At 72.3% G+C, this 22,107-nt stretch carries 18 protein-coding genes; 10 read left to right on the forward strand and 8 right to left on the reverse strand.

Annotation, left to right across the window (positions count from 1 at the left end; all coding sequences use genetic code 11):
* Positions 1 to 77: 77 nt before the first annotated feature.
* Both dnaJ and hrcA read right to left on the reverse strand, forming a co-directional pair.
* Positions 78 to 1,217 carry a molecular chaperone DnaJ gene (gene dnaJ, locus Q3Y56_RS10350; protein ID WP_304461661.1) on the reverse strand — a complete coding sequence of 380 codons (1,140 nt, stop codon included), beginning with the start codon at positions 1,215 to 1,217 and terminating at the stop codon, positions 78 to 80.
* Positions 1,218 to 2,234 carry a heat-inducible transcriptional repressor HrcA gene (gene hrcA / locus Q3Y56_RS10355; protein ID WP_304465540.1) on the reverse strand — a complete coding sequence of 339 codons (1,017 nt, stop codon included), beginning with the start codon at positions 2,232 to 2,234 and terminating at the stop codon, positions 1,218 to 1,220.
* Positions 2,235 to 2,461: 227 nt separating this feature from the next.
* On the opposite strand from hrcA, the gene Q3Y56_RS10360 reads away from it, so the two are divergent.
* Positions 2,462 to 3,184 (forward strand): MBL fold metallo-hydrolase, encoded by a 723-nt coding sequence (locus Q3Y56_RS10360; protein ID WP_304461662.1) that lies wholly within the window; start codon positions 2,462 to 2,464, stop codon positions 3,182 to 3,184.
* 46 nt (positions 3,185 to 3,230) lie between these two features.
* Positions 3,231 to 4,055, forward strand: coding sequence for a DUF3097 domain-containing protein (locus Q3Y56_RS10365; RefSeq protein ID WP_304461663.1), 825 nt, complete (start codon positions 3,231 to 3,233; stop codon positions 4,053 to 4,055).
* Positions 4,056 to 4,231: 176 nt separating this feature from the next.
* Here the strand turns inward: Q3Y56_RS10365 and hemW are convergent, their stop codons facing one another.
* The 3 genes from hemW to lepA form a co-directional block, all read right to left on the reverse strand.
* The gene (gene hemW / locus Q3Y56_RS10370) at positions 4,232 to 5,464 is read right to left on the reverse strand and encodes a radical SAM family heme chaperone HemW (protein ID WP_304461664.1); all 1,233 of its coding nucleotides are present in this window, start codon (positions 5,462 to 5,464) and stop codon (positions 4,232 to 4,234) included.
* 135 nt (positions 5,465 to 5,599) lie between these two features.
* Positions 5,600 to 7,486 carry a long-chain fatty acid--CoA ligase gene (locus tag Q3Y56_RS10375; RefSeq protein ID WP_304461665.1) on the reverse strand — a complete coding sequence of 629 codons (1,887 nt, stop codon included), beginning with the start codon at positions 7,484 to 7,486 and terminating at the stop codon, positions 5,600 to 5,602.
* Between the two features lie 214 nt (positions 7,487 to 7,700).
* Positions 7,701 to 9,575 carry a translation elongation factor 4 gene (lepA, locus tag Q3Y56_RS10380; RefSeq protein WP_304461666.1) on the reverse strand — a complete coding sequence of 625 codons (1,875 nt, stop codon included), beginning with the start codon at positions 9,573 to 9,575 and terminating at the stop codon, positions 7,701 to 7,703.
* Positions 9,576 to 9,773: 198 nt separating this feature from the next.
* Here lepA and rpsT point away from each other — a divergent pair, with 198 nt between their 5' ends.
* The 3 genes from rpsT to Q3Y56_RS10395 all read left to right on the forward strand — a co-directional run bounded on the left by rpsT (position 9,774) and on the right by Q3Y56_RS10395 (position 11,211).
* Positions 9,774 to 10,040: a 30S ribosomal protein S20 gene (gene rpsT, locus Q3Y56_RS10385; RefSeq protein ID WP_304461667.1), complete on the forward strand. Its 267-nt coding sequence runs from the start codon at positions 9,774 to 9,776 to the stop codon at positions 10,038 to 10,040.
* A 230-nt stretch (positions 10,041 to 10,270) separates the two neighbouring features.
* Positions 10,271 to 10,954 carry a hypothetical protein gene (locus Q3Y56_RS10390; protein ID WP_304461668.1) on the forward strand — a complete coding sequence of 228 codons (684 nt, stop codon included), beginning with the start codon at positions 10,271 to 10,273 and terminating at the stop codon, positions 10,952 to 10,954.
* Positions 10,951 to 11,211: a hypothetical protein gene (locus tag Q3Y56_RS10395; RefSeq protein ID WP_304461669.1), complete on the forward strand. Its 261-nt coding sequence runs from the start codon at positions 10,951 to 10,953 to the stop codon at positions 11,209 to 11,211. The genes Q3Y56_RS10390 and Q3Y56_RS10395 overlap by 4 nt, the downstream gene beginning before the upstream one ends.
* Positions 11,212 to 11,293: 82 nt before the next feature.
* Here Q3Y56_RS10395 and holA read toward each other — a convergent pair whose 3' ends face one another.
* Positions 11,294 to 12,286, reverse strand: coding sequence for a DNA polymerase III subunit delta (holA, locus tag Q3Y56_RS10400; protein ID WP_304461670.1), 993 nt, complete (start codon positions 12,284 to 12,286; stop codon positions 11,294 to 11,296).
* Between the two features lie 55 nt (positions 12,287 to 12,341).
* Between holA and Q3Y56_RS10405 the strand changes: the two genes are divergently transcribed.
* Together Q3Y56_RS10405 and Q3Y56_RS10410 are read left to right on the forward strand one after the other, a co-directional pair.
* Entirely contained in the window at positions 12,342 to 12,590 is a 249-nt protein-coding gene (locus Q3Y56_RS10405; RefSeq protein WP_304461671.1) for a hypothetical protein, read from the forward strand.
* Between the two features lie 225 nt (positions 12,591 to 12,815).
* A complete protein-coding gene (locus tag Q3Y56_RS10410) occupies positions 12,816 to 14,306 on the forward strand; it encodes a substrate-binding domain-containing protein (RefSeq protein WP_304461672.1) in 1,491 nt (496 codons plus the stop codon).
* Here the strand turns inward: Q3Y56_RS10410 and Q3Y56_RS10415 are convergent.
* Positions 14,236 to 16,965 (reverse strand): ComEC/Rec2 family competence protein, encoded by a 2,730-nt coding sequence (locus Q3Y56_RS10415; protein ID WP_304465541.1) that lies wholly within the window; start codon positions 16,963 to 16,965, stop codon positions 14,236 to 14,238. The two genes, Q3Y56_RS10410 and Q3Y56_RS10415, sit on opposite strands and share 71 nt — an antisense overlap.
* 167 nt (positions 16,966 to 17,132) lie before the next feature.
* Complete coding sequence (locus Q3Y56_RS10420) at positions 17,133 to 18,296, reverse strand: ComEA family DNA-binding protein (protein WP_304461673.1); 1,164 nt, start codon at positions 18,294 to 18,296, stop codon at positions 17,133 to 17,135.
* A 184-nt stretch (positions 18,297 to 18,480) separates the two neighbouring features.
* Here Q3Y56_RS10420 and Q3Y56_RS10425 point away from each other — a divergent pair, with 184 nt between their 5' ends.
* The 3 genes from Q3Y56_RS10425 to Q3Y56_RS10435 all read left to right on the forward strand — a co-directional run bounded on the left by Q3Y56_RS10425 (position 18,481) and on the right by Q3Y56_RS10435 (position 22,030).
* Complete coding sequence (locus Q3Y56_RS10425) at positions 18,481 to 20,175, forward strand: MFS transporter (protein WP_304461674.1); 1,695 nt, start codon at positions 18,481 to 18,483, stop codon at positions 20,173 to 20,175.
* 106 nt (positions 20,176 to 20,281) lie between these two features.
* Complete coding sequence (locus tag Q3Y56_RS10430) at positions 20,282 to 20,773, forward strand: MarR family winged helix-turn-helix transcriptional regulator (RefSeq protein WP_304461675.1); 492 nt, start codon at positions 20,282 to 20,284, stop codon at positions 20,771 to 20,773.
* A gap of 192 nt (positions 20,774 to 20,965) precedes the next feature.
* On the forward strand, positions 20,966 to 22,030 hold the full coding sequence (locus Q3Y56_RS10435) for an AvrD family protein (protein ID WP_304461676.1): 1,065 nt from the start codon (positions 20,966 to 20,968) through the stop codon (positions 22,028 to 22,030).
* Positions 22,031 to 22,107: the final 77 nt, after the last annotated feature.

The raw sequence follows: 22,107 nt of genomic DNA on the forward strand, positions 1-22,107 counted from the left end.
ATTCGCCCCCGGACCCGGTCCGGGGGCGATCAAGGGGAGCGCGGCGGGAGCCCGCGCCAGCGTCCGTTGAACCCGCGCTAGCGTCCGTTGAAGGCGTCCTTCAAGCGCGAGAACAGCCCCTGCTGCCCTGGCTTGAATTCACCCATGGGGCGCTCCTCGCCCCGCAGCTTCGACAGCCGGCGCAGCAGTTCCTCCTGCTCCGGGTCGAGCTTGGTCGGGGTCTGCACCTCGACGTGCACGATCAGGTCGCCTCGGCCGCCGCCGCGCAGATGCGTGACGCCGCGCTGGTGGAGCGGGATCGACTGGCCGGACTGGGTGCCGGGCCGGATGTCGACCTCCTCCAGGCCGTCCAGCGTCTCCAGCGGCACCTTCGTACCGAGCGCCGCCGCCGTCATCGGGATGGTGACCGTGCAGTGCAGATCGTCGCCGCGGCGCTGGAAGACCGGGTGCGGCAGCTCGTGGATCTCCACGTACAGGTCGCCGGCCGGGCCGCCGCCGGGGCCGACCTCGCCTTCCCCGGCGAGCTGGATCCGGGTGCCGTTGTCGACGCCCGCGGGGATCTTGACCGTGAGCGTGCGCCGGGAGCGCACCCGCCCGTCGCCCGCGCACTCCGGGCACGGGGTCGGCACCACGGTGCCGAAGCCCTGGCACTGCGGGCACGGTCGGGAGGTCATGACCTGGCCCAGGAAGGACCGCGTCACCTGGGAGACCTCACCGCGGCCGCGGCACATGTCGCAGGTCTGGGCCGAGGTACCGGGGGCCGCGCCCTCACCACTACAGGTCGTGCAGACCACGGCCGTGTCGACCTGGATGTCCTTGGTGGTGCCGAAGGCCGCCTCGTTCAGCTCGACCTCGAGCCGGATCATGGCGTCCTGGCCGCGCCGCGTCCTGGAGCGGGGTCCGCGCTGCGACGCGGTCCCGAAGAACGCGTCCATGATGTCGGAGAAGTTCCCGAAGCCCGCGCCGAAGCCGCCGGCACCCGCGCCCGCGCCGCCCGTGCTGGACAGGGGGTCGCCGCCGAGGTCGTAGACCTGCTTCTTCTGCGGATCGGACAGGACCTCGTAAGCGGCGTTGATCTCCTTGAACCGCTCCTGGGTCTTCGGGTCCGGGTTCACATCCGGGTGCAGCTCGCGCGCCAGCCGCCGGAACGCTTTCTTGATCTCGTCCTGCGAGGCATCGCGCCGCACGCCCAGGACCGCGTAGTAGTCAGTCGCCACTTACGACTCCGCCAGGATCTGTCCGACGTAACGTGCCACTGCGCGTACCGCTCCCATCGTTCCGGGGTAGTCCATGCGGGTCGGTCCGACCACGCCGAGTTTGGCGACCGCCTCGTCGCCCGAACCGTAGCCGACCGCGACGACGGACGTGGAGTTCAGCCCTTCATGGGCGTTCTCGTGCCCGATGCGTACGGTCATGCCCGAATCCTTGGCCTCGCCGAGCAACTTGAGGAGCACGACCTGCTCCTCCAGCGCCTCCAGAACAGGCCGGATGGTGAGAGGAAAGTCATGTCCGAAGCGCGTGAGGTTGGCGGTGCCGCCGATCATCAGCCGCTCTTCGGTCTCCTCGACCAGGGTCTCCAGCAGCGTGGCGAGCACGGCGGAGACCGTGCCCCGGTCGTCCGCCTCGAAGGACTCGGGCAGGTCCTGCACCAGCTGCGGAACGTCCGAGAAGCGCCGTCCCACGACCCGGCTGTTCAGCCGGGCCCGCAGATCGGCCAGCGACGTCTCCCCGACGGGCGCCGGGCAGTCCACCATGCGCTGCTCCACCCGGCCGGTGTCCGTGATCAGCACCAGCATGACCCGGGCGGGCGCGAGCGCGAGCAGCTCCACGTGCCGCACCGTGGAACGGGTCAGCGACGGATACTGCACGACGGCGACCTGCCGGGTCAGCTGCGCCAGCAGCCGCACCGTGCGGCTCACCACGTCGTCCAGGTCGACCGCGCCGTCCAGGAAGTTCTGGATGGCGCGCCGCTCCGCCGGGGACAGCGGCTTGACGCCCGCGAGCCTGTCCACGAAGAGGCGGTAGCCCTTGTCGGTGGGGATCCGGCCCGCGCTGGTGTGCGGCTGGGCGATGAACCCCTCGTCCTCCAGGGCGGCCATGTCGTTGCGTACGGTGGCCGGTGAGACGCCGAGTCGGTGCCGCTCCGTGAGCGCCTTGGAGCCGACCGGCTCCTCCGTGCCCACGTAGTCCTGGACGATGGCGCGCAGCACCTCGAGTCTGCGTTCACTCAGCATCGCGCACACCTCCAGTCCGGCCGATTCCCGGGCCTTGTCTCCTGGCACTCAGCTGTCATGAGTGCCAGATCTTCCTGAGCCAGTGTACGGCCGGGTGCCACGGCCTGGGCAAGGCCCGTCACGGCCCTGTGGATAACCACACCGGACCGCGAGCGCACCCGCCCGGGCCTCCCCTGGGCCGGGCCGCCGCGCGCTGCCGCCTGACATCGCGCGCTAGCGTCTGACATATGGACAGCAACGGGGAACCGGTCGGCTGGGAGCGGCTGGCGCCGGGCGTCGCCCGGCGGCGGCTGCCGGTCTGGGACGCGACGACGGGCGCCATCGCCGGCGAGGACGGGCTGCTGGTGGTGGACACCGGCGCCACGCTCGCCGAGGGTGTTCGGATCCGCCGCGAGGTGACCGCGCTCTTCGGCCGCCGCCCCACCCACATCGTGCTCACCCACCCGCACTTCGACCATGTGCTGGGTACGGCCGCCTTCGCGGGCTGCGAGGTGTACGGGGCGGTCGGCCTGGACGACCTGCTGGCGCGCGAGCGGGACGAGCTGCGCGCGGACGCGGTACGGCACGGTGTCGCCGCCGATGACGCGGCCGAGGCCGCGGACCTGCTCGTACGGCCGCAGCACACGGTCTGCGGGGAGCTCACCGTCGACCTCGGCGGCGGGCGGCGGGTCCTGCTGGCCAACGTCGGCCCGGCCCACAGCGGTCACGATCTCGCCGTGCTGGTGCCCGGCCCGCCCGAGGTGGTCTTCTGCGGCGACCTGGTCGAGGAGTCGGGGGAACCGCAGGCCGGGCGGGACGCGGTGCCGGGCCGGTGGCCCGCCGCGCTGGACCGGCTGCTCGCGCTCGGCGGCGAGGACGCGGTGTACGTGCCGGGGCACGGGGCCGTGGTGGACGCCGGTTTCGTCCGCGCCCAGCGCGCGGGGCTGGCGGCGCGTTTCGGCGTGTCGTAGCCCCGCCTCGTAGCCACGACCTGCCATTTCTTCGTATCGTCGGCCGGTGCGCAGCAGAGAGTACAACCCCGATCTCACCCCTCCGTGGAAGCGGAAGGCGCCCGTGCCCGAGGTGCCCGCGGAGCCCGACCTCGTGGTCGAGGAGGTCACCACGGGCTTCTGCGGCGCGGTGATCCGGTGCGAGAAGACCGCGCAGGGCCCGACGGTGACGCTGGAGGACCGATTCGGCAAGCACCGGGTCTTCCCGATGGAGCCGCGTGGCTTCCTGCTGGAGGGCCGCGTGGTCACCCTCGTCCGCCCGGCGGCTCCCGCCCGCACCGGCCCCCGGCTGACCGCCTCCGGCTCCATCGCGGTCCCCGGCATGCGGGCGCGGGTGGCCCGTGCGGGCCGCATCTATGTGGAGGGCCGGCACGACGCCGAGCTGGTCGAGAAGGTGTGGGGCGACGACCTGCGCGTCGAGGGGGTGGTGGTCGAGTACCTGGAGGGCGTCGACGACCTCCCGGCGATCGTGGACGCGTTCGCCCCCGGCCCGGACGCGCGGCTGGGCGTCCTGGTGGACCACCTGGTACCCGGCTCGAAGGAATCGCGGATCGCGGCGGAGGTGACGGGCGACGACGTGCTGGTGGTCGGTCACCCGTACGTGGACGTGTGGGAGGCCGTCAAGCCGTCGTCGCTGGGCATCCCGGCGTGGCCGTCGGTCCCCCGCGGGCAGGACTGGAAGACGGGGGTGTGCCGGGCGCTGGGGTGGCCGGAGAACACGGGGGCTGCTTGGCAGCGGATCCTGGGCTCGGTGCGCACCTATAGGGACCTCGAGCCCGCGCTGCTGGGGCGGGTGGAGGAACTGATCGATTTCGTGACGGCGCCGGCCTGATCCGCCTCCGACGGTTCTTTCCCCTACCCGCCCCTTCCCACAACCGGGGCTCCGCCCCGGACCCCGGTCCTCAATCTCCCCCAGACTTCGTCCGGGAGGTACCCCCAGACGGGCTCGAAAATCGAGCCCGTCCGGCGATTGAGGACGAAATCGGGAAGGGGCGGGTAGAGGAGAAGTCAGTCCACCAGGTCCCGGACCACCGCGTCCGCCAGGAGCCGCCCGCGCAGCGTCAGCACCGCGCGACCCGCCTCGTACGGGCCCCGCTCCAGCAGCCCGTCCGCCAGCGCCCGCGCGGCGGCCTCGGCGCCCGCCGGGGCCAGCAGATCCAGCGGGCAGCCGTCCACCAGCCGCAGCTCCAGCAGGATCCGCTCCACGCGCCGGTCCTCCTCGCGCAGGACCTCGCGGCCCGCGCCCGGTGACCGGCCCTCGGTCAGGGCCTGCGCGTACGCGCCGGGGTGTTTCACGTTCCACCAGCGCACGCCGCCGACGTGGCTGTGCGCGCCGGGGCCCGCGCCCCACCAGTCGGCGCCGCGCCAGTACAGCTCGTTGTGGCGGCAGCGCCCGGCCTCCGACGTGGCCCAGTTCGACACCTCGTACCAGTGGAAGCCCGCCGCCGACAGCGTCTCGTCCGCGATCAGGTACCGGTCCGCGTGCACGTCGTCGTCCGTCATCGGCACCTCGCCGCGCCGGATGCGCCGGGCGAGCTGGGTGCCCTCCTCGACGATCAGCGCGTACGCCGAGATGTGGTCCGGGCCGGCGCCGAGCGCCGCGTCCAGGGAGGCCCGCCAGTCGTCGTCGCTCTCCCCCGGCGTGCCGTAGATGAGATCGAGGTTGACGTGGTCGAACCCGGCGGCCCGGGCCTCGGCAACGCATGCCTCGGGGCGCCCCGGGGTGTGGGTGCGGTCCAGCACGCGCAGCACGTGCTGCCGGGCGCTCTGCATGCCGAACGACACCCGGTTGAACCCGCCCTCCCGCAACTCGGCGAGGTAGCGCGGATCGACCGACTCCGGGTTGGCCTCGGTGGTGATCTCCGCCCCGTCGGCGAGCCCGAACTCGTCCCTGATGGCGGCGAGCATCCGGCCCAGGTCCGCGGCGGGGAGCAGGGTGGGGGTGCCGCCGCCGACGAAGACGGTCTCCACCGGGCGCGGGTCGTCGCCCAGCACCTTGCGGGCCAGGCGGACCTCCTCCACGAGCGTGTCGGCGTAGTTGTCGCGCGAGGCGAGCGCACCGCCGGAGCCGCGCAGCTCACTGGCCGTATACGTGTTGAAGTCGCAGTAGCCGCAGCGGGTCGCACAGTAGGGGACGTGCAGGTAGAAGCCGAGGGGCCGCCCGGCGGCACCGTCCAGTGCGTGGTGGGGCAGCGCCCCGTCGTCCGGCACGGGCTCACCATCGGGCAGTACGGAAGGCATACGTCCCATTGTCCGGCATCGCCGGAGCGGCTCCCGGCGATGCGGGCGGCCGCGAGATCGCACGAGGCCGGGCATGAGGGGGGAGGTGGTACGGGCGGGGCTGAGCGGAGGCTCCGCCCGTACGGCTCGCGGAGGCTACGCCTCGCGCGCTCCCTGGTACATCTCCTCGATCAGGTTCTTGTACTCCCGCTCGACCACCGGTCGCTTGAGCTTGAGGCTCGGGGTCAGCTCGCCGTGCTCGACGTCCAGGTCGCGCGGCAGCAGCCGGAACTTCTTGATCGTCTGCCAGCGCTGGAGCCCCTCGTTGAGGCGCCGCACGTAGCCGTCGATCAGCTCGTTGACCTCCGGGGTGGCCACGACGTCGGCGTACGTCGTGGCGGCCAGGCCGTGCTCCTCGGCCCAGCCCATGATCGTCGGCTCGTCGAGGGCGATGAGCGCGGTGCAGTAGTTGCGGTCGGCGCCGTGCACCAGGATGTTGGAGACGAACGGGCAGACTGCCTTGAACCGCCCCTCGACCTCGGCGGGTGCCACGTACTTGCCGCCGGAGGTCTTGATCAGGTCCTTCTTGCGGTCGGTGATCCGCAGATAGCCGTCGGGCGACAGCTCGCCGATGTCCCCGGTGTGGAACCAGCCGTCCGGCTCCAGCACCTCCGCCGTCTTCTCCGGCAGGCCGTGGTAGCCCTGCATGATGCCGGGGCTGCGCAGCAGGATCTCGCCGTCCTCCGCGATCCGCACCTCCAGGCCGGGCAGCGCCTTGCCGACGGTGCCGGTGCGGTAGTTCTCCGGGTTGAGGAAGCTGGCCGCGCTGGACTCGGTGAGGCCGTACGCCTCCAGGATGTTGATGCCCGCGCCCGCGAAGAAGTAGCCGATGTCGGGGGCGAGCGCGGCCGAGCCGGAGACGGTGGCGCGCAGCCTGCCGCCGAACGCGTCGCGCAGCTTGGCGTAGACGAGCTTGTCGGCGACGGCGTGCTTGGCCCTGAGGCCGAAGGGGACGTCCGCGCGGCCGGTGCGGCGGAAGGTGTCCTGCGAGACCTTGGCGTACTCGCGGGCCACGTCGGCGGCCCACAGGAAGATCTTGTACTTGGCGGCGCCGCCCTCGCGGGCCTTGGTCGCCACGCCGTTGTAGACCTTCTCGAAGATGCGCGGTACGGCGCACATGTAGGTGGGCCGGACGATCGGCAGGTTCTCGATGATCTTGTCGACCCGGCCGTCCACGGCCGTGGCGTGGCCGAGGGCGATCTGCTGCGCGGTCAGCACCTTGCCGAAGACGTGCGACAGCGGCAGCCACAGGTACTGCAGGTCGTCGCTCCGGATCAGGCCGGTGCCCTGGATCGCGCGGGCCATGTAGGACCAGGCGTCGTGCGGGAGCCGGACGCCCTTGGGTCGGCCGGTGGTGCCGGAGGTGTAGATCAGGGTCGCGAGCTGGTCGGAGCGGAGTGCGTCCATCCGCTCCTGTACGGAGTCGGGGTGCTCGGCCAGATAGGCCGCGCCGCGCTTCTCCAGCTCGTCGAGGGAGAGCACCCAGCCGTCGGGGTCGCCCTCGGCGGGCGCCGCGTCCTCGGCCTTGATCACGACGACGTGGCGGAGCTCGGGCAGCTCGGCGCGCTTCTCGCGCGCCTTGGCGAGCTGGGCCGCGTCCTCGGCGATCAGGACCCGGCTGCCGGAGTCGGCGAGGATGAACGCCGTCTCCTCGGCGTTGGTGCTCGGGTAGACGGTGGTCGTGGCCGCTCCCGCGCACAGCACGCCGAGGTCGGCGAGGATCCACTCGACGCGGGTGCTGCAGGCCAGCGCCACCCGCTCTTCCGGGTGCAGCCCGAGGTCGACGAGTCCGGCGGCGATGGCGAAGACCCGGTCGGCGGTCTGCCGCCAGGTCAGCGAGCGCCAGTCGTCGGGGCCCGTTCCGGAGGTTGACGGCACCGGGTAGCGGTACGCCTCGGTGTCCGGTGTCTCTTCGACGCGTTCGAGGAAGAGCGTCGCCAGGGACGCCGGCCGGGTGTCGAGCAGCTTCTGTGTGTCGGTCACGGCATCCTCCGCAGGGCCCGCCTCAGCCCTTGTTGACTCACGAGTAACCTTCGAGCGAGATCAGGGTAAGGGCCGGACACCTGCTTGATAAGGGTCTGGCCGGACGTTGTTGAAAGCGTAATCGATTAACTACGCTCGGCTATGCCTCGCAGGCGAACGTGCGGCCCGGCGCGGAGTACGCCGGGCCGTACGGGGCTGCGGTCGAAGCGGGTGGCTACTTCTTGCCCTTGCCCTGGCCGCCGGACTCGTCGCTGGACAGCACCGCGATGAACGCCTCCTGCGGCACCTCCACCGAGCCGACCATCTTCATCCGCTTCTTGCCCTCCTTCTGCTTCTCCAGCAGCTTCCGCTTACGGGAGATGTCACCGCCGTAGCACTTGGCGAGGACGTCCTTACGGATGGCGCGGATGGTCTCGCGGGCGATGACCCGGGAGCCGATCGCGGCCTGGACCGGCACCTCGAACGCCTGCCGAGGGATGAGCTCCCTCAGCTTGGCGACGAGCCGTACGCCATACGCGTACGCCGCGTCCTTGTGCGTGATGGCGGAGAAGGCGTCGACCTTGTCGCCGTGCAGCAGGATGTCGACCTTGACCAGGCTGGACGCCTGCTCGCCGGTGGGCTCGTAGTCGAGCGAGGCGTAGCCGCGGGTCTTGGACTTCAGCTGGTCGAAGAAGTCGAAGACGATCTCGGCGAGCGGCAGCGTGTAGCGGATCTCGACGCGGTCCTCGGAGAGGTAGTCCATGCCGAGGAGCGTGCCGCGACGGGTCTGGCACAGCTCCATGATCGAGCCGATGAACTCGCTGGGGGCGAGGATCGTGGCGCGCACGACCGGCTCGTAGACCTCGCCGATCTTGCCCTCGGGGAACTCGCTCGGGTTGGTGACCGTGTGCTCGCTGCCGTCCTCCATGAGCACGCGGTAGACCACGTTGGGGGCGGTGGCGATCAGGTCGAGGCCGAACTCCCGCTCCAGGCGCTCGCGGATCACGTCGAGGTGGAGCAGGCCGAGGAAGCCGACGCGGAAGCCGAAGCCGAGCGCCGCGGAGGTCTCCGGCTCGTAGACCAGGGCCGCGTCGTTGAGCTGGAGCTTGTCCAGGGCCTCGCGGAGGTCCGGGTAGTCGGAGCCGTCCAGCGGGTAGAGGCCGGAGAACACCATCGGCTTGGGATCCTTGTAGCCGCCCAGGGCCTCGGTGGCACCGCCCGACTGCTGGGTGATGGTGTCGCCGACCTTGGACTGGCGGACGTCCTTCACACCGGTGATCAGATAGCCCACCTCGCCGACGCCGAGGCCGTCGGCGGGCAGCATCTCCGGAGAGTTGGTGCCGATCTCCAGCAGCTCGTGGGTGGCGCCGGTGGACATCATCCGGATGCGCTCGCGCTTGGACAGCTGGCCGTCCACGACCCGGACGTAGGTGACGACGCCGCGGTAGGAGTCGTAGACCGAGTCGAAGATCATCGCGCGGGCGGGGGCGTCGGCGACGCCGACCGGGGCCGGGATCCGCTCCACGACCCGGTCCAGCAGCGCGTCCACGCCGACGCCGGTCTTCGCGGAGACCTTGAGGACGTCCTCGGGATCGCAGCCGATGAGACCGGCCAGTTCCTCGGAGAACTTCTCCGGCTGGGCGGCCGGGAGGTCGATCTTGTTGAGGACCGGGATGATCGTGAGGTCGTTCTCCATCGCCAGGTAGAGGTTGGCGAGGGTCTGGGCCTCGATGCCCTGGGCCGCGTCGACCAGCAGGACGGTGCCCTCACAGGCCGCCAGCGAACGCGAGACCTCGTAGGTGAAGTCCACGTGGCCCGGCGTGTCGATCATGTTGAGGATGTGGGTGTTGCCCGCGGCCTCGCCCTGCGTGGGCGCCCAGGGCAGCCGGACCGCCTGGGACTTGATCGTGATACCGCGCTCACGCTCGATGTCCATGCGGTCGAGGTACTGCGCGCGCATCTGCCGCTGCTCGACCACGCCGGTCAGCTGGAGCATCCGGTCGGCGAGCGTCGACTTGCCGTGGTCGATGTGCGCGATGATGCAGAAGTTGCGGATGAGCGCCGGGTCGGTACGGCTTGGCTCCGGCACATGGGTAGGGGTCGCGGGCACGCAGCGTCCTGTGTCTAGGCGGGACTCGGTGTATGTCCCCCTATCGTCCCACGACTGGGCGCCGCCCTTCGGTTTGGGACGCGATAGAGCCTGCTGGTAGCCTGGACCACTGTGCCTCGTGCCCTCTCAGCCCGAGGCGCACAGCTGTCGAACAGCTGATCAAGAAGCAATTCCATTCGAACCTGAAAAGGCTCATTCGTGGCGAACATCAAGTCCCAGATCAAGCGGAACAAGACCAACGAGAAGGCGCGCCTGCGCAACAAGGCCGTCAAGTCCTCGGTCAAGACCGCGATCCGCAAGACCCGTGAGGCCGTGGCCGCCGGTGACGTCGAGAAGGCCACCGTCGCCCTGGGCGAGGCCGGCAAGAAGCTCGACAAGGCCGCGAGCAAGGGCGTGATGCACAAGAACGCCGCCGCCAACAAGAAGTCGGCGCTGGCGCAGCAGGTCGCCGCCCTCAAGGGCTGACCTCACCCGGGCGTCAAGCCCTTCGCCGGGACGGGCACACAGCGGTCCCTCTCACCCGCTCCGACCGGCGGCCCGCAGGAGCCTCCTGCACAGCAGCATTGCGCCGCACGCGGCCTGCGTTCGCCACGCGGGTGCGGCGCACACCCAGCTTCACCGCGAGGCCCGGTGCCGTCCTTCCCCAGGACCGCACCGGGCCTCGCGTCATGTACACGCTCCGGTACGCTTCGTACATGTCAATACCGGGGGAACAACCGAATCCGTACGCCCAGCAGCCCCAGCCGTACGGCCCACCGCAGCCGCAGCCGCACGGACAGCCGAACCCATATGCGGCGCAGGTGCCGCAGCAGCCCGCGGCCCAGGCCGGCGCGCCCGGTCCGTACGCGCAGCCGACGCTGCCGGGGACGCCGCTCCCCTCATCCGGCGGCTTCGGGCCCACCACCCCGCCCCCCGCGGCGCCGCCGACCGGCGCCGGTCGGAGCCGGGGCTGGCTCTGGGGCCTCGGCGGGGCGGTCGCCGCCTCGGCGGTCTGGGCGGGCGTGCTCTTCGCCACCGGCGCCTTCGACGATGACGACAAGCCGGCGGCCGAGAAGAAGCCCAAGGCGAATCTGGCGGGCTATCACTACGTCACCGATCTGTGCAAAGCCACCGATCTCGGCCCCTACGAGGCACGCGGCTATGCGCTGCAGGAGCGCGAGGGCAACCCTCTGGCGTCGGGGTCCCAGCAGTCGGCGCTCGACTCGATGACCTGCGACCTGGACTTCAACCCGCCGGACCGGGGCCCCTCCGAGTTCTCGTCGACGTACGTCAACACCGAGGTGTACCTGCACAGGAAGTCCGACCCGGCCCCGAGTTCGCGGCGCGGTACAAGGCGTACGAGGGCAAGAAGAGCGGGGCGGCATACCACTACGTCGTGAAACCGGCATCGGGCCTCGGCGAGGAGGCGTTCCTGGTGACGGAGGTGGCGAATGACGGCAGCACCGACAACACGGCCGATGTGACCCTCGCCGTCCGCGACGGATGGCTGACGTACGAGTCCAAGTGGTCGGAGCTGCGCGACCCCGAGGCCAAGGGCAAGCCGACGACCGCTGAGGAGGCCACCGACATGCTGCGGAAGAGCGCCACGGCGACGTTGGCGAAGCTGAAGGAGAAGCAGGCCGCTCAGGGCCAGTAGGCCGACAGCACGGCCGCGTACGCGCCGCCGCCACGCGTGGGCCCGCCACGCGCAGGTCGCCCGCGCTCGGGCCGCCGCGACGTCAGTGCCGGCGGCCCGCGCGGGCCGCACGGGCGATGGTGACCACGGCCTTCTCCAGGGCGTACTCCGGGTCGTCGCCGCCGCCCTTGACGCCCGCGTCCGCCTCGGCCACCGCGCGCAGCGCGACCGCCACCCCGTCCGCCGACCAGCCGCGCATCTGCTGCCGCACCCGGTCGATCTTCCACGGCGGCATGCCCAGCTCGCGGGCCAGGTCGGCGGGGCGCGCCCCGCGTGGGGCGGAGGCCAGCTTGCCGATGGCGCGCACGCCCTGGGCGAGCGCGCTGGTGATCAGCACCGGCGCGACGCCGGTCGCCATCGCCCAGCGGAGCGCTTCGAGCGCCTCGGCCGTGCGGCCCTCGACGGCCCGGTCGGCGACGGTGAAGCTCGACGCCTCGGCCCGGCCCGTGTAGTAGCGGGCGACGACGGCTTCGTCGATGGTGCCCTCGATGTCCGCGACCAACTGGGCGCAGGCGCTGGCCAGCTCCCGCAGGTCGCTGCCGATGGCGTCGACCAGGGCCTGGCACGCCTCCGGGGTCGCGGAACGGCCGGTGGCCCGGAACTCCGACCGCACGAACGCAAGCCGGTCGGCGGGCTTGGTCATCTTCGGGCACGCGACCTCGCGCGCCCCCGCCTTGCGCGCCGCGTCCAGCAGCCCCTTGCCCTTGGCGCCTCCGGCGTGCAGCAGGACGAGGGTGATCTCCTCGGCGGGAGCGGTGAGGTAGCCCTTGACGTCCTTGATCGTGTCCGCGGAGAGGTCCTGGGCGTTGCGGACCACCACCACCTTCCGCTCCGCGAACAGCGAAGGGCTGGTCAGCTCCGCGAGCGTGCCGGGCTGCAGCGCGTCGGGGGCGAGGTCGCGCACATCGGTGTCGGGGTCGGCGGCTCGGGCCGCCGCGACGACCTGCTGCACGGCGCGGTCGAGGAGGAGGTCCTCCTGTCCCACGGCGAGGGTCACGGGGGCGAGCGGGTCGTCGGTCGTACTCTTCCTGGCCATCGCCGACCAGCATCCCACGGGCCACTGACACTCCTCGCTGTCGGACAATGATCCGGTGAACGAACGACACGTCCTGGTGCTGCCCGACCGCGATGCCGCCGAAGAGCTGGCCGAGAACCTGACCGAGCGCTTCGGGCTGGAGGAGGAGCCGCACCTGGTGCGGGACGCGCTGGCGGGCGAGGACGACGCCGAGGACGCGCAGTGGCTGGTGGTGGTGGAGGACGCGGCGGGGCGCCTGGACGCGGGGACGCTGCACGAGCTGGCCGAGGAGTACGACGGGTGGCTGGAGGACCACGCGGTCTGAAGTCCGCGCGGTCCGAAAACCACGTGGTACGAGACCGACACGGTGGCGGTCCACGTGGTCCGGGACCGACGCGGTGCGCGCCCGACCGGGTCCGCGGCAGGCGTCCGGCGCGCTCCGGGGACCGGTAGATGAACCTCTGGTGACGGGCCGTCCAAGCGCGACCGGAGGGCGCGCGTCCTCCATAGATTGCTCGCGTCCATAAACGACCATGTGTGCGAGGTGGCCGTGGCCCTTCCTGACACCGAGACCATCCTGGCCGCCGCCGGGCTGGTGGCCACCGGCGCGGTCTGGGCGGTGGAGCGCTTCCTCCCGGGGCGCAAGCGCATCGGCTACCGGGTGCAGATGGACACCGCGATCGGCATGAATCCGCAAGCGGCCCACAGCATCGTGCAGTTGCGGCTGCTCCGGGAGAACCAGGAAGTCGCCGACGCGACGCTGGCGCTGCTGCGCGTCGAGAACGACGGCAGCAAGGACATCGTCCGGCACGACTACCAGGAGCCGCTGACCGTCCGCTTCCCCGGCCGGACGGTCGTCGGGGTCGAGGTGCCGGACGCCAATCCGCCGACGTTGCAGGCGATGCTGACCCGCAACAACGGGCTCCGGCCCGAGGGCAGCAGACTCGTCGTCCCCAAGGTGCCGCTCAACCGGCGGGACCACTTCAAGCTGCTGGTCCTGCTCTCCGGCTCCGGCGACCGGGTCGCGGTGGACGGCTTTCTCAGCGGCGGCCGGATCAGACGCAACGCCCAGCGGCGCGGTCCGAGCACTCCGCATCTCGCCCTCGGCGGGATCTTCATCATTCTGGTCGGCCTGCTCTGCGGGCTGCTGCTGAGCAGCCCCGGGCGCACGGTCGACGCCACCGCCTGCGCCTCCGGTCGGCTGACCGTCGACGGCTCCACCGCCTTCGCGCCGCCCATGGCCGAGATAGGCAAGGCGTACGAGAAGCAGTGCCCCGGTGCCGAGATCACCGTGCACCGGAACGGCAGCCTGGCGGGGCTGGGGAACCTGGACCGGGCCGGGCGGGCGGCGCGCGGCGGCAGCCCCGGTTTCATCGCCATGTCGGACGTCCCCGCGCCGGAGTCGTACCGCGGTCTGGGCGGCCGGCAGCCGGTCGGCATCGTCCTGCTCAGCCTGGTGGCCAACCGGCGCAACGGCGTCGACAACCTCACGCTCGCCCAGGTGCGCAAGATCTACGACGGCACGTACACCGACTGGCGGCAACTGGGCGGCGCCGACCAGCCGATCCGCCTGGTCAGCCGCGACAGCCGGTCCGGCACCCGCAGAACCTTCGAGACGAGGGTGCTGGACCGCTCGGAGACCGCCGTGGTCTCCTCCTTCGACTGCGCCACCAGGGACCGGGACCGGCGGGCGCGCGTCACCCGCTGCGAAGTCAACAGCACCGGCGACCTGCTCGACACCGTCAACCGGGTGTCGGGCGCGATCGGTTACACGGAGACGTACGCGGCGACCGAGCACCGCGACGTCGTCACGGTCCGGCTGGACGGCCACGAACCGGACATCGAATGGGGCAGGCAACGCGATTATCCCTTCTGGGCGGTCGAGTACCTCTACACCTACGGGCGGCCGGAGGACGGCTCCCTCACAGCCAAGTTCCTGGCCTTCATGAACAGCGACACCGCGAAGAACCTCATGCGAATGTACAAGCACGTGCCCTGCGCCGACCGGCAGAGCGTGGCGGACTCCGCCTGCCGCCCCTGACCGCCGCCCGCAGCCCGGCCCCCGAGCCGACGACCGCGACCGCGCCGTCGGTGTCGGTACGGACCACGGCCGCCCCCGCGTCCCGCAGGGCCGCCACCGTGCGGGGCGACGGATGCCCGTAGGGGTTCTGCGCGCCGCACGAGATCACGGCGAGGCGCGGGCTCAGACGGCGTATCAGTTCCGGGTCCTGGTAGGCCGAACCATGATGGGCGACCTTGACGACGTCGACGTGCGACAGTGCGGGATGGGCGGCCAGCAGCCCCTGCTGGGCAGGGGGTTCGAGATCGCCGAGGAGCAGCAGTGACAGCTCGGCGCTACGGACCAGCAGGGCCACGCTCGCGTCGTTCGGCCCCTCCACCGGGAGCCGCGCCGTCGTCCCGGCCGGCCACAGCACCTCCCAGGACAGCGGGCCGATCCGGCGGCGCTCCCCGGGCACCGCGACCACCACCGGGATCCGGGCGGCCCGGGCCAGCCGGTGCACCGACTCGGCCTGGCCGCGCGGTTCCCACAGGGCGGTCGTTTCGATGGCCCCGACGGCACGGCCCCGCAACGCCCCCGCCAGCCCGGCGACATGGTCCGCGTGAAAGTGGGTCAGCACGAGCAAGGGGATGCGCTCGACCCCGAGGGCGCGCAGGCACCGGTCGACCGCGCGCGGCTCGGGCCCGGTGTCCACGACCACGGCCGAGCGGTCCCCGGCGGACAGCACCAGGGCATCTCCCTGGCCCACGTCGCAGGCCACCATCAGCCAGCCGGGCGGCGGCCAGCCAGTGACGAACCGGGTCAGCGGAGGCGGGCGCAGCACCACGGCCAGCAGCAGGAGCGCGCAGGCGGCAGAGGCGCACCGGCGGGCGGGCAGCCGGCGGCCCAGCGGCACGGCCACGCCGATCACCGCGGCCAGCAGCAGCGCGCCGCCCCAGCCTCCCGGCCAGTCGGCTTCCGCGCCGGGCAGGCCCGCTCCGGTGCGGGCCACTGCCGCGATCCACTCCACCGGCCAGGCCGCCAGCCATACCAGTGCCCTGGCCACGGGCAGGGCGAACGGCGCGGTGGCGAGTGCGGCGAAGCCGAGGATGGTGGCGGGTCCGATCGCGAACTCGGCGAGCAGGTTGCAGGGGACGGCCACCAGGCTCACCCTGGCCGCCAGCACCACGACCACCGGCGCGCACACCGCCTGGGCGGCGGCCGCGGCCGCCAGGACCTGCGCCAGGCGGGGCGGCCACCCGCGGCGGCACAGCGCGGCGGTCCAGCGCGGCGCGAGGGCCAGCAGGGCACCGGTGGCCAGCACGGACAGCAGGAACCCGTAGCTCCGGGCAAGCCACGGATCGTAGAGGACGAGGGCGAGTACGGCGGCGGCGAGCGCGGGGAGCAGGGACCGGCTGCGGCCGGTGCCGATCGCCAGGAGCGTGATGAGCCCGCAGGCCGCCGCCCGCAGCACACTCGGCTCCGGTCGGCACACCACGACGAACGCGAGCGTGAGCCCGCCGCCGAGCAGGGCCGTCGTACGCAGCGGGACACCCAGCCGGGCGGCGAGGCCGCGCCGCTCGGCGCGCCCCGCGAGCCGCGGTGGGCCGATGAGCAGGGCGAGAATCAGGGTCAGATTGCTGCCGCTGACCGCCAGCAGGTGCGTCAGATCCGTGGCGCGGAACGCGTCCTCGAGCTCCGGCGGCACCCGCGAGGTGTCGCCGACGACCAGGCCCGGCAGCAGCGCCCGCGCGTCGGCGCCGAGCCCGTCGGTGGCGGTGCGCAACCCGGCCCGCAGCCGTCCCGCGACGCGCTGTGCGGTGGTGGGCGGGCCGGTGACGCGTGGCGGTCCGCCGCCCGCGACGCGGATGACGGCGCCGGCCTCGTCCGCGCTCCGCAGGGGCGGTGCCAGCCGCCCGGAGACCCGCAGGCGGGTGGACGGCAGCAGCGCGAGCCACGCCTCCCGCGCGCTGCCGCGCGGCTGAACCATGACCACGACGGGCACCCGAGCCGTGGTGACCGTACCGTCGAGCGCCGTGACGCGGGTGGCCTCGGCGGCGAACACCACGGACGCCGGAGCCTGGGCGGCACCGCGAACCCGTGGCCGGGCGCGCCGTGGGTCGCCGGTCACCGTCACCTGCACGGTGGCCTCGCCGTACCGCCGGGCAAGTTCGGGCACCGGCCCCCGATGGGACTCCGCCGCCCGCAGCCCGGCCACGGCTCCGCCGGCGGCGGCGCAGAGCAGCGCCATGGCGATGGCGACGAGGATGCCCGCGTTCCGTCCCCGCGCGCCCGCCGGGCTGTCCGTCCGGCCCGGCCCCCGAGCCCGGGACGGCGGGACAGCGGGTCCGCCGTCCACGTCCGGCGGCGGAGGGGTGTCCTCGCCCTCTGCCCGGTGTTCGGGCGCCATCCGAGCCGCCTCGCGTCCGGGGCCGCGGCCGGGTCGCCGCGCCGCGCCCCGGCGGTGGGCGGCGGCCCAGAGCAGTACGCAGGCCGTCAGCACCGCCCCGGTGCAGGCCGCGGTCACCGCCCCGCCAGGGGCGTCCAGAGCCAGGGCCGCCGCGGCCCACGCGGCCAGGGCGGGCGGCACCAGGCGCAGGTCGGCCGGGCCCTCCTGCCGGGGGTTCGCGGCACCGCGTGGCGAGGCCGCCGCCGCGTGGACCGGGGCCCGGGTCCGCGGGGCGTCCGCCGTGTCCGTCATGTCGCCGACGGGGCGGGTCCGCGGGGTGTCCCCCGTGTCCGTCATGGCGCCGACAGCAGGCGTCCCCGGAGTGTCGGCACCCGACATGGCGCCGACAGCACGCGCCCGCGGGGTGTCCGCACCAGACATGGCGCCGACAGGGCGCGCCCGCGGGGTGTCCGTGCCCGTCATGGCTGGACCAGGGGTCGGAGGTCGGCGAAGCGGCGCGGGCCGATGCCGGTGACCTGCCGCAGTTCGTCGACGGAGCGGAAACCGCCGTGCTGGGCGCGGTAGTCCAGGATGTGCTGGACGAGGACCGGACCGACTCCGGGGAGGGTGTCGAGTTGCTCCGCCGTGGCGGAGTTGAGGCTCACCGGTCCGGCGGGTGCCGCCGCCCCGCCAGGCGAGCCGGTGGCGGAGCCGCCCGGTGGTCCGCCGCCCGTCCCGGCGGCCGAGGCTCCGGGGCCACCGCCGCCCGGGCCGGGCCCCGGTGGCGCCCCGACGACGAGCTGTTCCCCGTCCACCAGCACCCGTGCGCGGTTCAGTCCGCTGACGTCGGTGCCCGGCCGCACTCCCCCGGCCGCCTTGAGCGCGTCTGCCACCCGTGCGCCCAGCGGCAGCCGAAGCACCCCCGGATCGCGGACCCTGCCCGTCACGTCGACGACGACGGCGCGACCACCGCTCGCCGACGGATGGGGAGGCGCGCCCGCCGTCGGAGCGGCTCCGGCCGTGACGGCACCGTCGGCCGACGGCTGGGTCGCCGCTCTGGGCGGCTCGGGAGCCGGAGCCCGTACGGTCTGCGGCCGCCCGACCCAGAAGTGGTAGACGGCGAAGCCCGCCGCCACGAGCAGCACGACCGCGAGCGCCGCCAACGCGCGTGGCTCGACGCCGCATCTGGTCTGCCACCACAGCGGCAACCGCTCTTGGACGGTGAGCCGCAGCCGTTCTCGCCGGGACATCCCGCCCCGGCCGGAGCCGCCGTCAGTGCGGTCACCGATCCCGGAGGAGCCGACGCCGGAGCGGCCCCAGCGCTCGGAGGATCCACCACCGGAGCGGCTCCCGTGCCCCGAGGATCCGCCGGAGCGGCTCCCGTTCCCGGACCCGCCGCCGGAGCGGTCGCCGCCCGTGGCACGGCCGCCACGCGTCCCCCTGTCAGGGCTTCGGCCAAGCGCGGGGTCATGCCGAGCATCAGATGGCACGTCAGACGCGGCATCAGCCGGGGCGCCGGCTCCGGTCGCCGGACCGGGCTCGCCCAGTAACTCCGCCGCGCGCTCATGCGCGGGCCGTGCGCCGGCCGGGGCCGAGGCCGTCGGTGGCGCCGAGCTGGTGACGTTCCGTGATCGCACGTCCATGCGCCGACGGTAGGCGGATCGGCGCCATGCCCGCCCCGGCCGGCCAATTCCTGGGGATGCCGGGCCGCTTGTGGACAACGCCGTCACCCACACGGGGACTTCGCGAAGCCTCACACCATCGGCACAGCACATGATACGGTCTCAGATAATCTGCGATTCCGATGATTTGCCAAATGGATCGATCATGCAGAACCCGGGGGAGACCATGCCCGAGCAATCCCAGCGAACCGCCGAGGAAGCCAGGAACACGGGCCGCGGCTGGACACTCACCGCCGTCTGCGTCGCGACGTTCATGCTCATGCTCGACCTGACCGTGGTGAACGTGGCACTGCCCGACATGCGCGCGACCTTCGACGCCTCGTTCTCCGAACTCCAGTGGGTCCTGGACGCCTACGCCCTGGGCCTGGCGGTGTTCCTGCTGACCGCGGGTTCCCTGGCGGACCGGCTCGGCCGCAAGAGGGTCTTCAACGCCGGGTTCGTGATCTTCGTACTCGCCTCCCTCGCCTGCGGCATCGCCCCGGACGCGCTCTTCCTGTCCGTCGCCCGCGGCGTTCAGGGCATCGGCGGGGCGGTGCTGTTCGCCATCGGGCCGGCGCTGATCGGGCACGAGTACCGGGGCAAGGACCGCGGGTGGGCCTTCGGCGTCTTCGGCGGCGTGGCGGGACTCGCCATCGCGTTCGGTCCGCTCATCGGCGGCGCCCTCACCGAGGGCCTCACCTGGCGCTGGATCTTCCTGGTCAACGTTCCGATCGGACTGGCGGCCCTGCTGACGGGCGCGCTCCGGATGCGCGAGTCGCGCGACCCGCGGGCCCAGCGCATCGACTGGTGGGGCCTGTCGACGTTCTCCGGCGCGCTCGGCCTGCTGGTACTGGGCTTCCTCCGCGGTGAGACCGAAGGCTGGCGCAGCGCCCCGATCTTCGTCATGTTCGCCGTCTCCGCGGTCCTCTTCGCCGTCTTCTGGCTGATCGAGCGGCGGCTCGGCGAGCGGGCGATGCTCCAGCTCGCGCTGTTCCGCAACGTGACGTTCAACGGCATCTCGATCGTGACCCTGCTGTGCGCGGCAGCGACGATGTCGGCGATCTTCCTGCAGATCTCCTACGTCCAGAACGTGCTCGGCTTCTCGGCCTGGGAGACCGGCGTACGCTTCCTGCCGCTGACCCTCACCCTCTTCGTCGCGGCGGCCGTGGCGGGCAGTCTGACGACCCGTATGCCCCAGCGGGTGCTCGTGGGGCTGGCGCTGGCCTCCATCGCCGTCGGCCTGGCACTGGTCACCGTGGTGGACGCGGACAGCGCGTGGACCGCCCTGCTGCCGAGCATGTTCGGAATCGGCCTGGGCATGGGGCTGTTCAACCCGCCCCGCGCCTCCCTCTCCATCGCCGTCGTGGAACCGTCGAAGGCCGGCATGGCCTCCGGCATCGGGGAGACCTTCCAGCAGGTCGGCGTGGCGGTGGGCATCGCGGCCTTCGGCGCCCTGTTCCAGGCGCGCGTCACCGACCTGTTCGTGGGCTCCGCGGCCGGACGGGCGCTCGGGGACCGGGCCGAGGAGTTCGGCGAGGCGGTCGCGGCGGGGGGCGGCGCGGAGGCGGCCGCCGGCATCCGGCAGCCGGAACTGGCCGCACAGGTGGATCAGGCGGCGCGTACCGCCTTCACGGACGGGCTCAACGACGTCATGCTCGTGTGCGCGGCGCTGGCCGCCCTCGGCGCACTCGTCTCCTTCGCGTTCATCCGCACCAAGGACCTGCACGAGAGCGCCCTCGCCGCGCATGACGACGCGTCCCATGCATCCGACGCACCGGACGCATCCGACACCTCCGATACCTCCGACGCGGACAGCGGCCGGGAGAACGACCTCGCACCGGACACGGCACCAGTGCGCTGACCGCGAGGCATTCGCCCGGAACCCCGACGGTCGCCGATTCCCATCATGGGGATCACCCAGCGATAATGGGCGCCCACACCCCCCTACCGCCCCGGATCGGCCCGCCATGCCACGTAGCTCAGCATCCGCCCGCCAGGGCGCCGCCACGTTCGACTTCCCGCTGGTCCGCAGGACCGGGTACCTCCTCCACAAGGCCGGGATCCTGCTGCTGCACGAGGCGGACCAGGCGCTGGAGGCGCAGGGGCTGCGCATGCGCTACTACTTCGTGCTCGCCGCCCTCGAAGGCGGACACGCCCTCTCCCAGCAGGATCTGAGCAGGCTACTGAATCTGGACCCGACCACCATGGTCGCGCTGGTGGACGAGATGGAGGGCAACGGCCACGTCGAGCGGCGGCGCAACCCCGCCGACCGCCGGCGCTACATCCTCCATCTGACCGACGAGGGACGGCAGGTGGTCGCCGCCGCCGCCGAGGCCGTGGACCGCGTGGAGCGCGCGTTCCTCGCCTCCGTGCCGATGGAGGACCAGGAGCGGCTGCGGGAGATCCTCGGCGGCGTGCTCGCGGACCACTGGCCCCGCGTCGTCGCGTGCGAAGAATGATCCGCGGACAAAGATCGCATACATTTCAGCACTCAGAGAATTCGGTGCACGGAATCCGGAAATCCGGGTTCCATGGAAATGAAACACATCACACCCGTGTGGATCTTTTCTTTGTGCTAGCCTGCTCGCAGCACGCATTATCGTCCTGTCCATACGTGCGGATTACCGCAACGCAGGAAGGACCACGGGGGAATGACTGAAGATCTTTTACTGTTCGATTCACTCGACGCCTGTCTCGGTCCACACGAATCCCGCTTCTTCGGTGCCGGCTACAAGCGCGTCGGCCAGTATCTGCGGCACATTGTGGCCGACGGATCCACCGCACCCGGCGCGCAGGTCAACGCATGGGCGTCGCTCACCTATCCGCGGGACTGGTCCCGTAAATCGTCGGCGCGGGAACTGCGCCCGCATGTCAGCAGCATCGACGTCCTGGTGCTCGCCGCGTCACTCGCCGAGGTGCACCTGAACACCGGGCACGGGCTCACTCCCGAGCAGCAGCGCCGCACCTGGCTGCGGTCGGTCGACATCCGGGCGAGCAACCGCCCGCACGAGGACCTGACCGACTTTCCGGTCCGCGCCCGGCTGCTGGAAAGCGGCTCCGAGGGGGAGGGCACCGGCCTGTTGCGGAGCACGTACGACTGCCGTGTCGGCGGGCTCAAGGCCAGGTGCGCCTTCGTGCACGAACCCGGCGCGCGCACCGCCGCCGGCGGCGGCGATCCGGTGTGCCATGTCTTCGACTCCGTCGCGGACGCGCTCGGCCCGGCGCAGGTCCGGGTCTACGGCGAGGGCTACAAGACCCACCGGCAGACCGCCCGCCATGTCGCGGTCGACCTGGCCGGACAGCGGGTGCGCGCCCGGCAGCAGCTCGCGCTCCACCCCGCTGACCAGGACGAACGGGCCGGACGAGGCGGACTGGGCGCCCGGCTCGGCGCCGAGGCCGCCTACGCGCCGTCGGTGTCCATGGTCGACGCGCTGGTCAGCATCGCGCAGCTCGCCCAGGCACTGCTGTACGCGCAGGACGACCTCGCCCGCGGCCGCAGCGACACGCTGTGGATGCGGCGCATGGTCATCGAGGCGGACACCCCGACGCGCCCCGCCGACGAGCCGTTCGACGCCGCCGCGTACACCACCAAGAACCGCCTGATCAGTCTCGACGGCGAGCTGTGGCGGGCCACCGATCTCAAGGTCGACGACTTCTGCGGCATTCACGGCTGGTGCTCGATAGCGCATCGACTGCCCGCCCGCCGCGCGGCCTGAGAAAGATCCCGTCGACAGCGGCAAGCAAAAAGCGGCAAGGCGGCCGGTGCCGGCGGCAGGATTACTCTTTCTCCAAC

Source organism: Streptomyces sp. XD-27 (genome assembly GCF_030553055.1).
Taxonomy (GTDB): domain Bacteria; phylum Actinomycetota; class Actinomycetes; order Streptomycetales; family Streptomycetaceae; genus Streptomyces.

What these genes read in the sequence shown, in the direction of transcription:
- hrcA (WP_304465540.1), bottom strand. Translation starts at nt 2,234, where the DNA reads ATGCTGAGTGAACGCAGACTCGAGGTGCTGCGCGCCATCGTCCAGGAC.
- Q3Y56_RS10360 (WP_304461662.1), top strand. Translation starts at nt 2,462, where the DNA reads ATGGACAGCAACGGGGAACCGGTCGGCTGGGAGCGGCTGGCGCCGGGC.
- hemW (WP_304461664.1), bottom strand. Translation starts at nt 5,464, where the DNA reads ATGCCTTCCGTACTGCCCGATGGTGAGCCCGTGCCGGACGACGGGGCG.
- Q3Y56_RS10390 (WP_304461668.1), top strand. Translation starts at nt 10,271, where the DNA reads ATGTCAATACCGGGGGAACAACCGAATCCGTACGCCCAGCAGCCCCAG.
- holA (WP_304461670.1), bottom strand. Translation starts at nt 12,286, where the DNA reads ATGGCCAGGAAGAGTACGACCGACGACCCGCTCGCCCCCGTGACCCTC.
- Q3Y56_RS10415 (WP_304465541.1), bottom strand. Translation starts at nt 16,965, where the DNA reads ATGACGGACACGGCGGACGCCCCGCGGACCCGGGCCCCGGTCCACGCG.
- Q3Y56_RS10420 (WP_304461673.1), bottom strand. Translation starts at nt 18,296, where the DNA reads ATGGACGTGCGATCACGGAACGTCACCAGCTCGGCGCCACCGACGGCC.
- Q3Y56_RS10425 (WP_304461674.1), top strand. Translation starts at nt 18,481, where the DNA reads ATGCAGAACCCGGGGGAGACCATGCCCGAGCAATCCCAGCGAACCGCC.
- Q3Y56_RS10430 (WP_304461675.1), top strand. Translation starts at nt 20,282, where the DNA reads ATGCCACGTAGCTCAGCATCCGCCCGCCAGGGCGCCGCCACGTTCGAC.
- Q3Y56_RS10435 (WP_304461676.1), top strand. Translation starts at nt 20,966, where the DNA reads ATGACTGAAGATCTTTTACTGTTCGATTCACTCGACGCCTGTCTCGGT.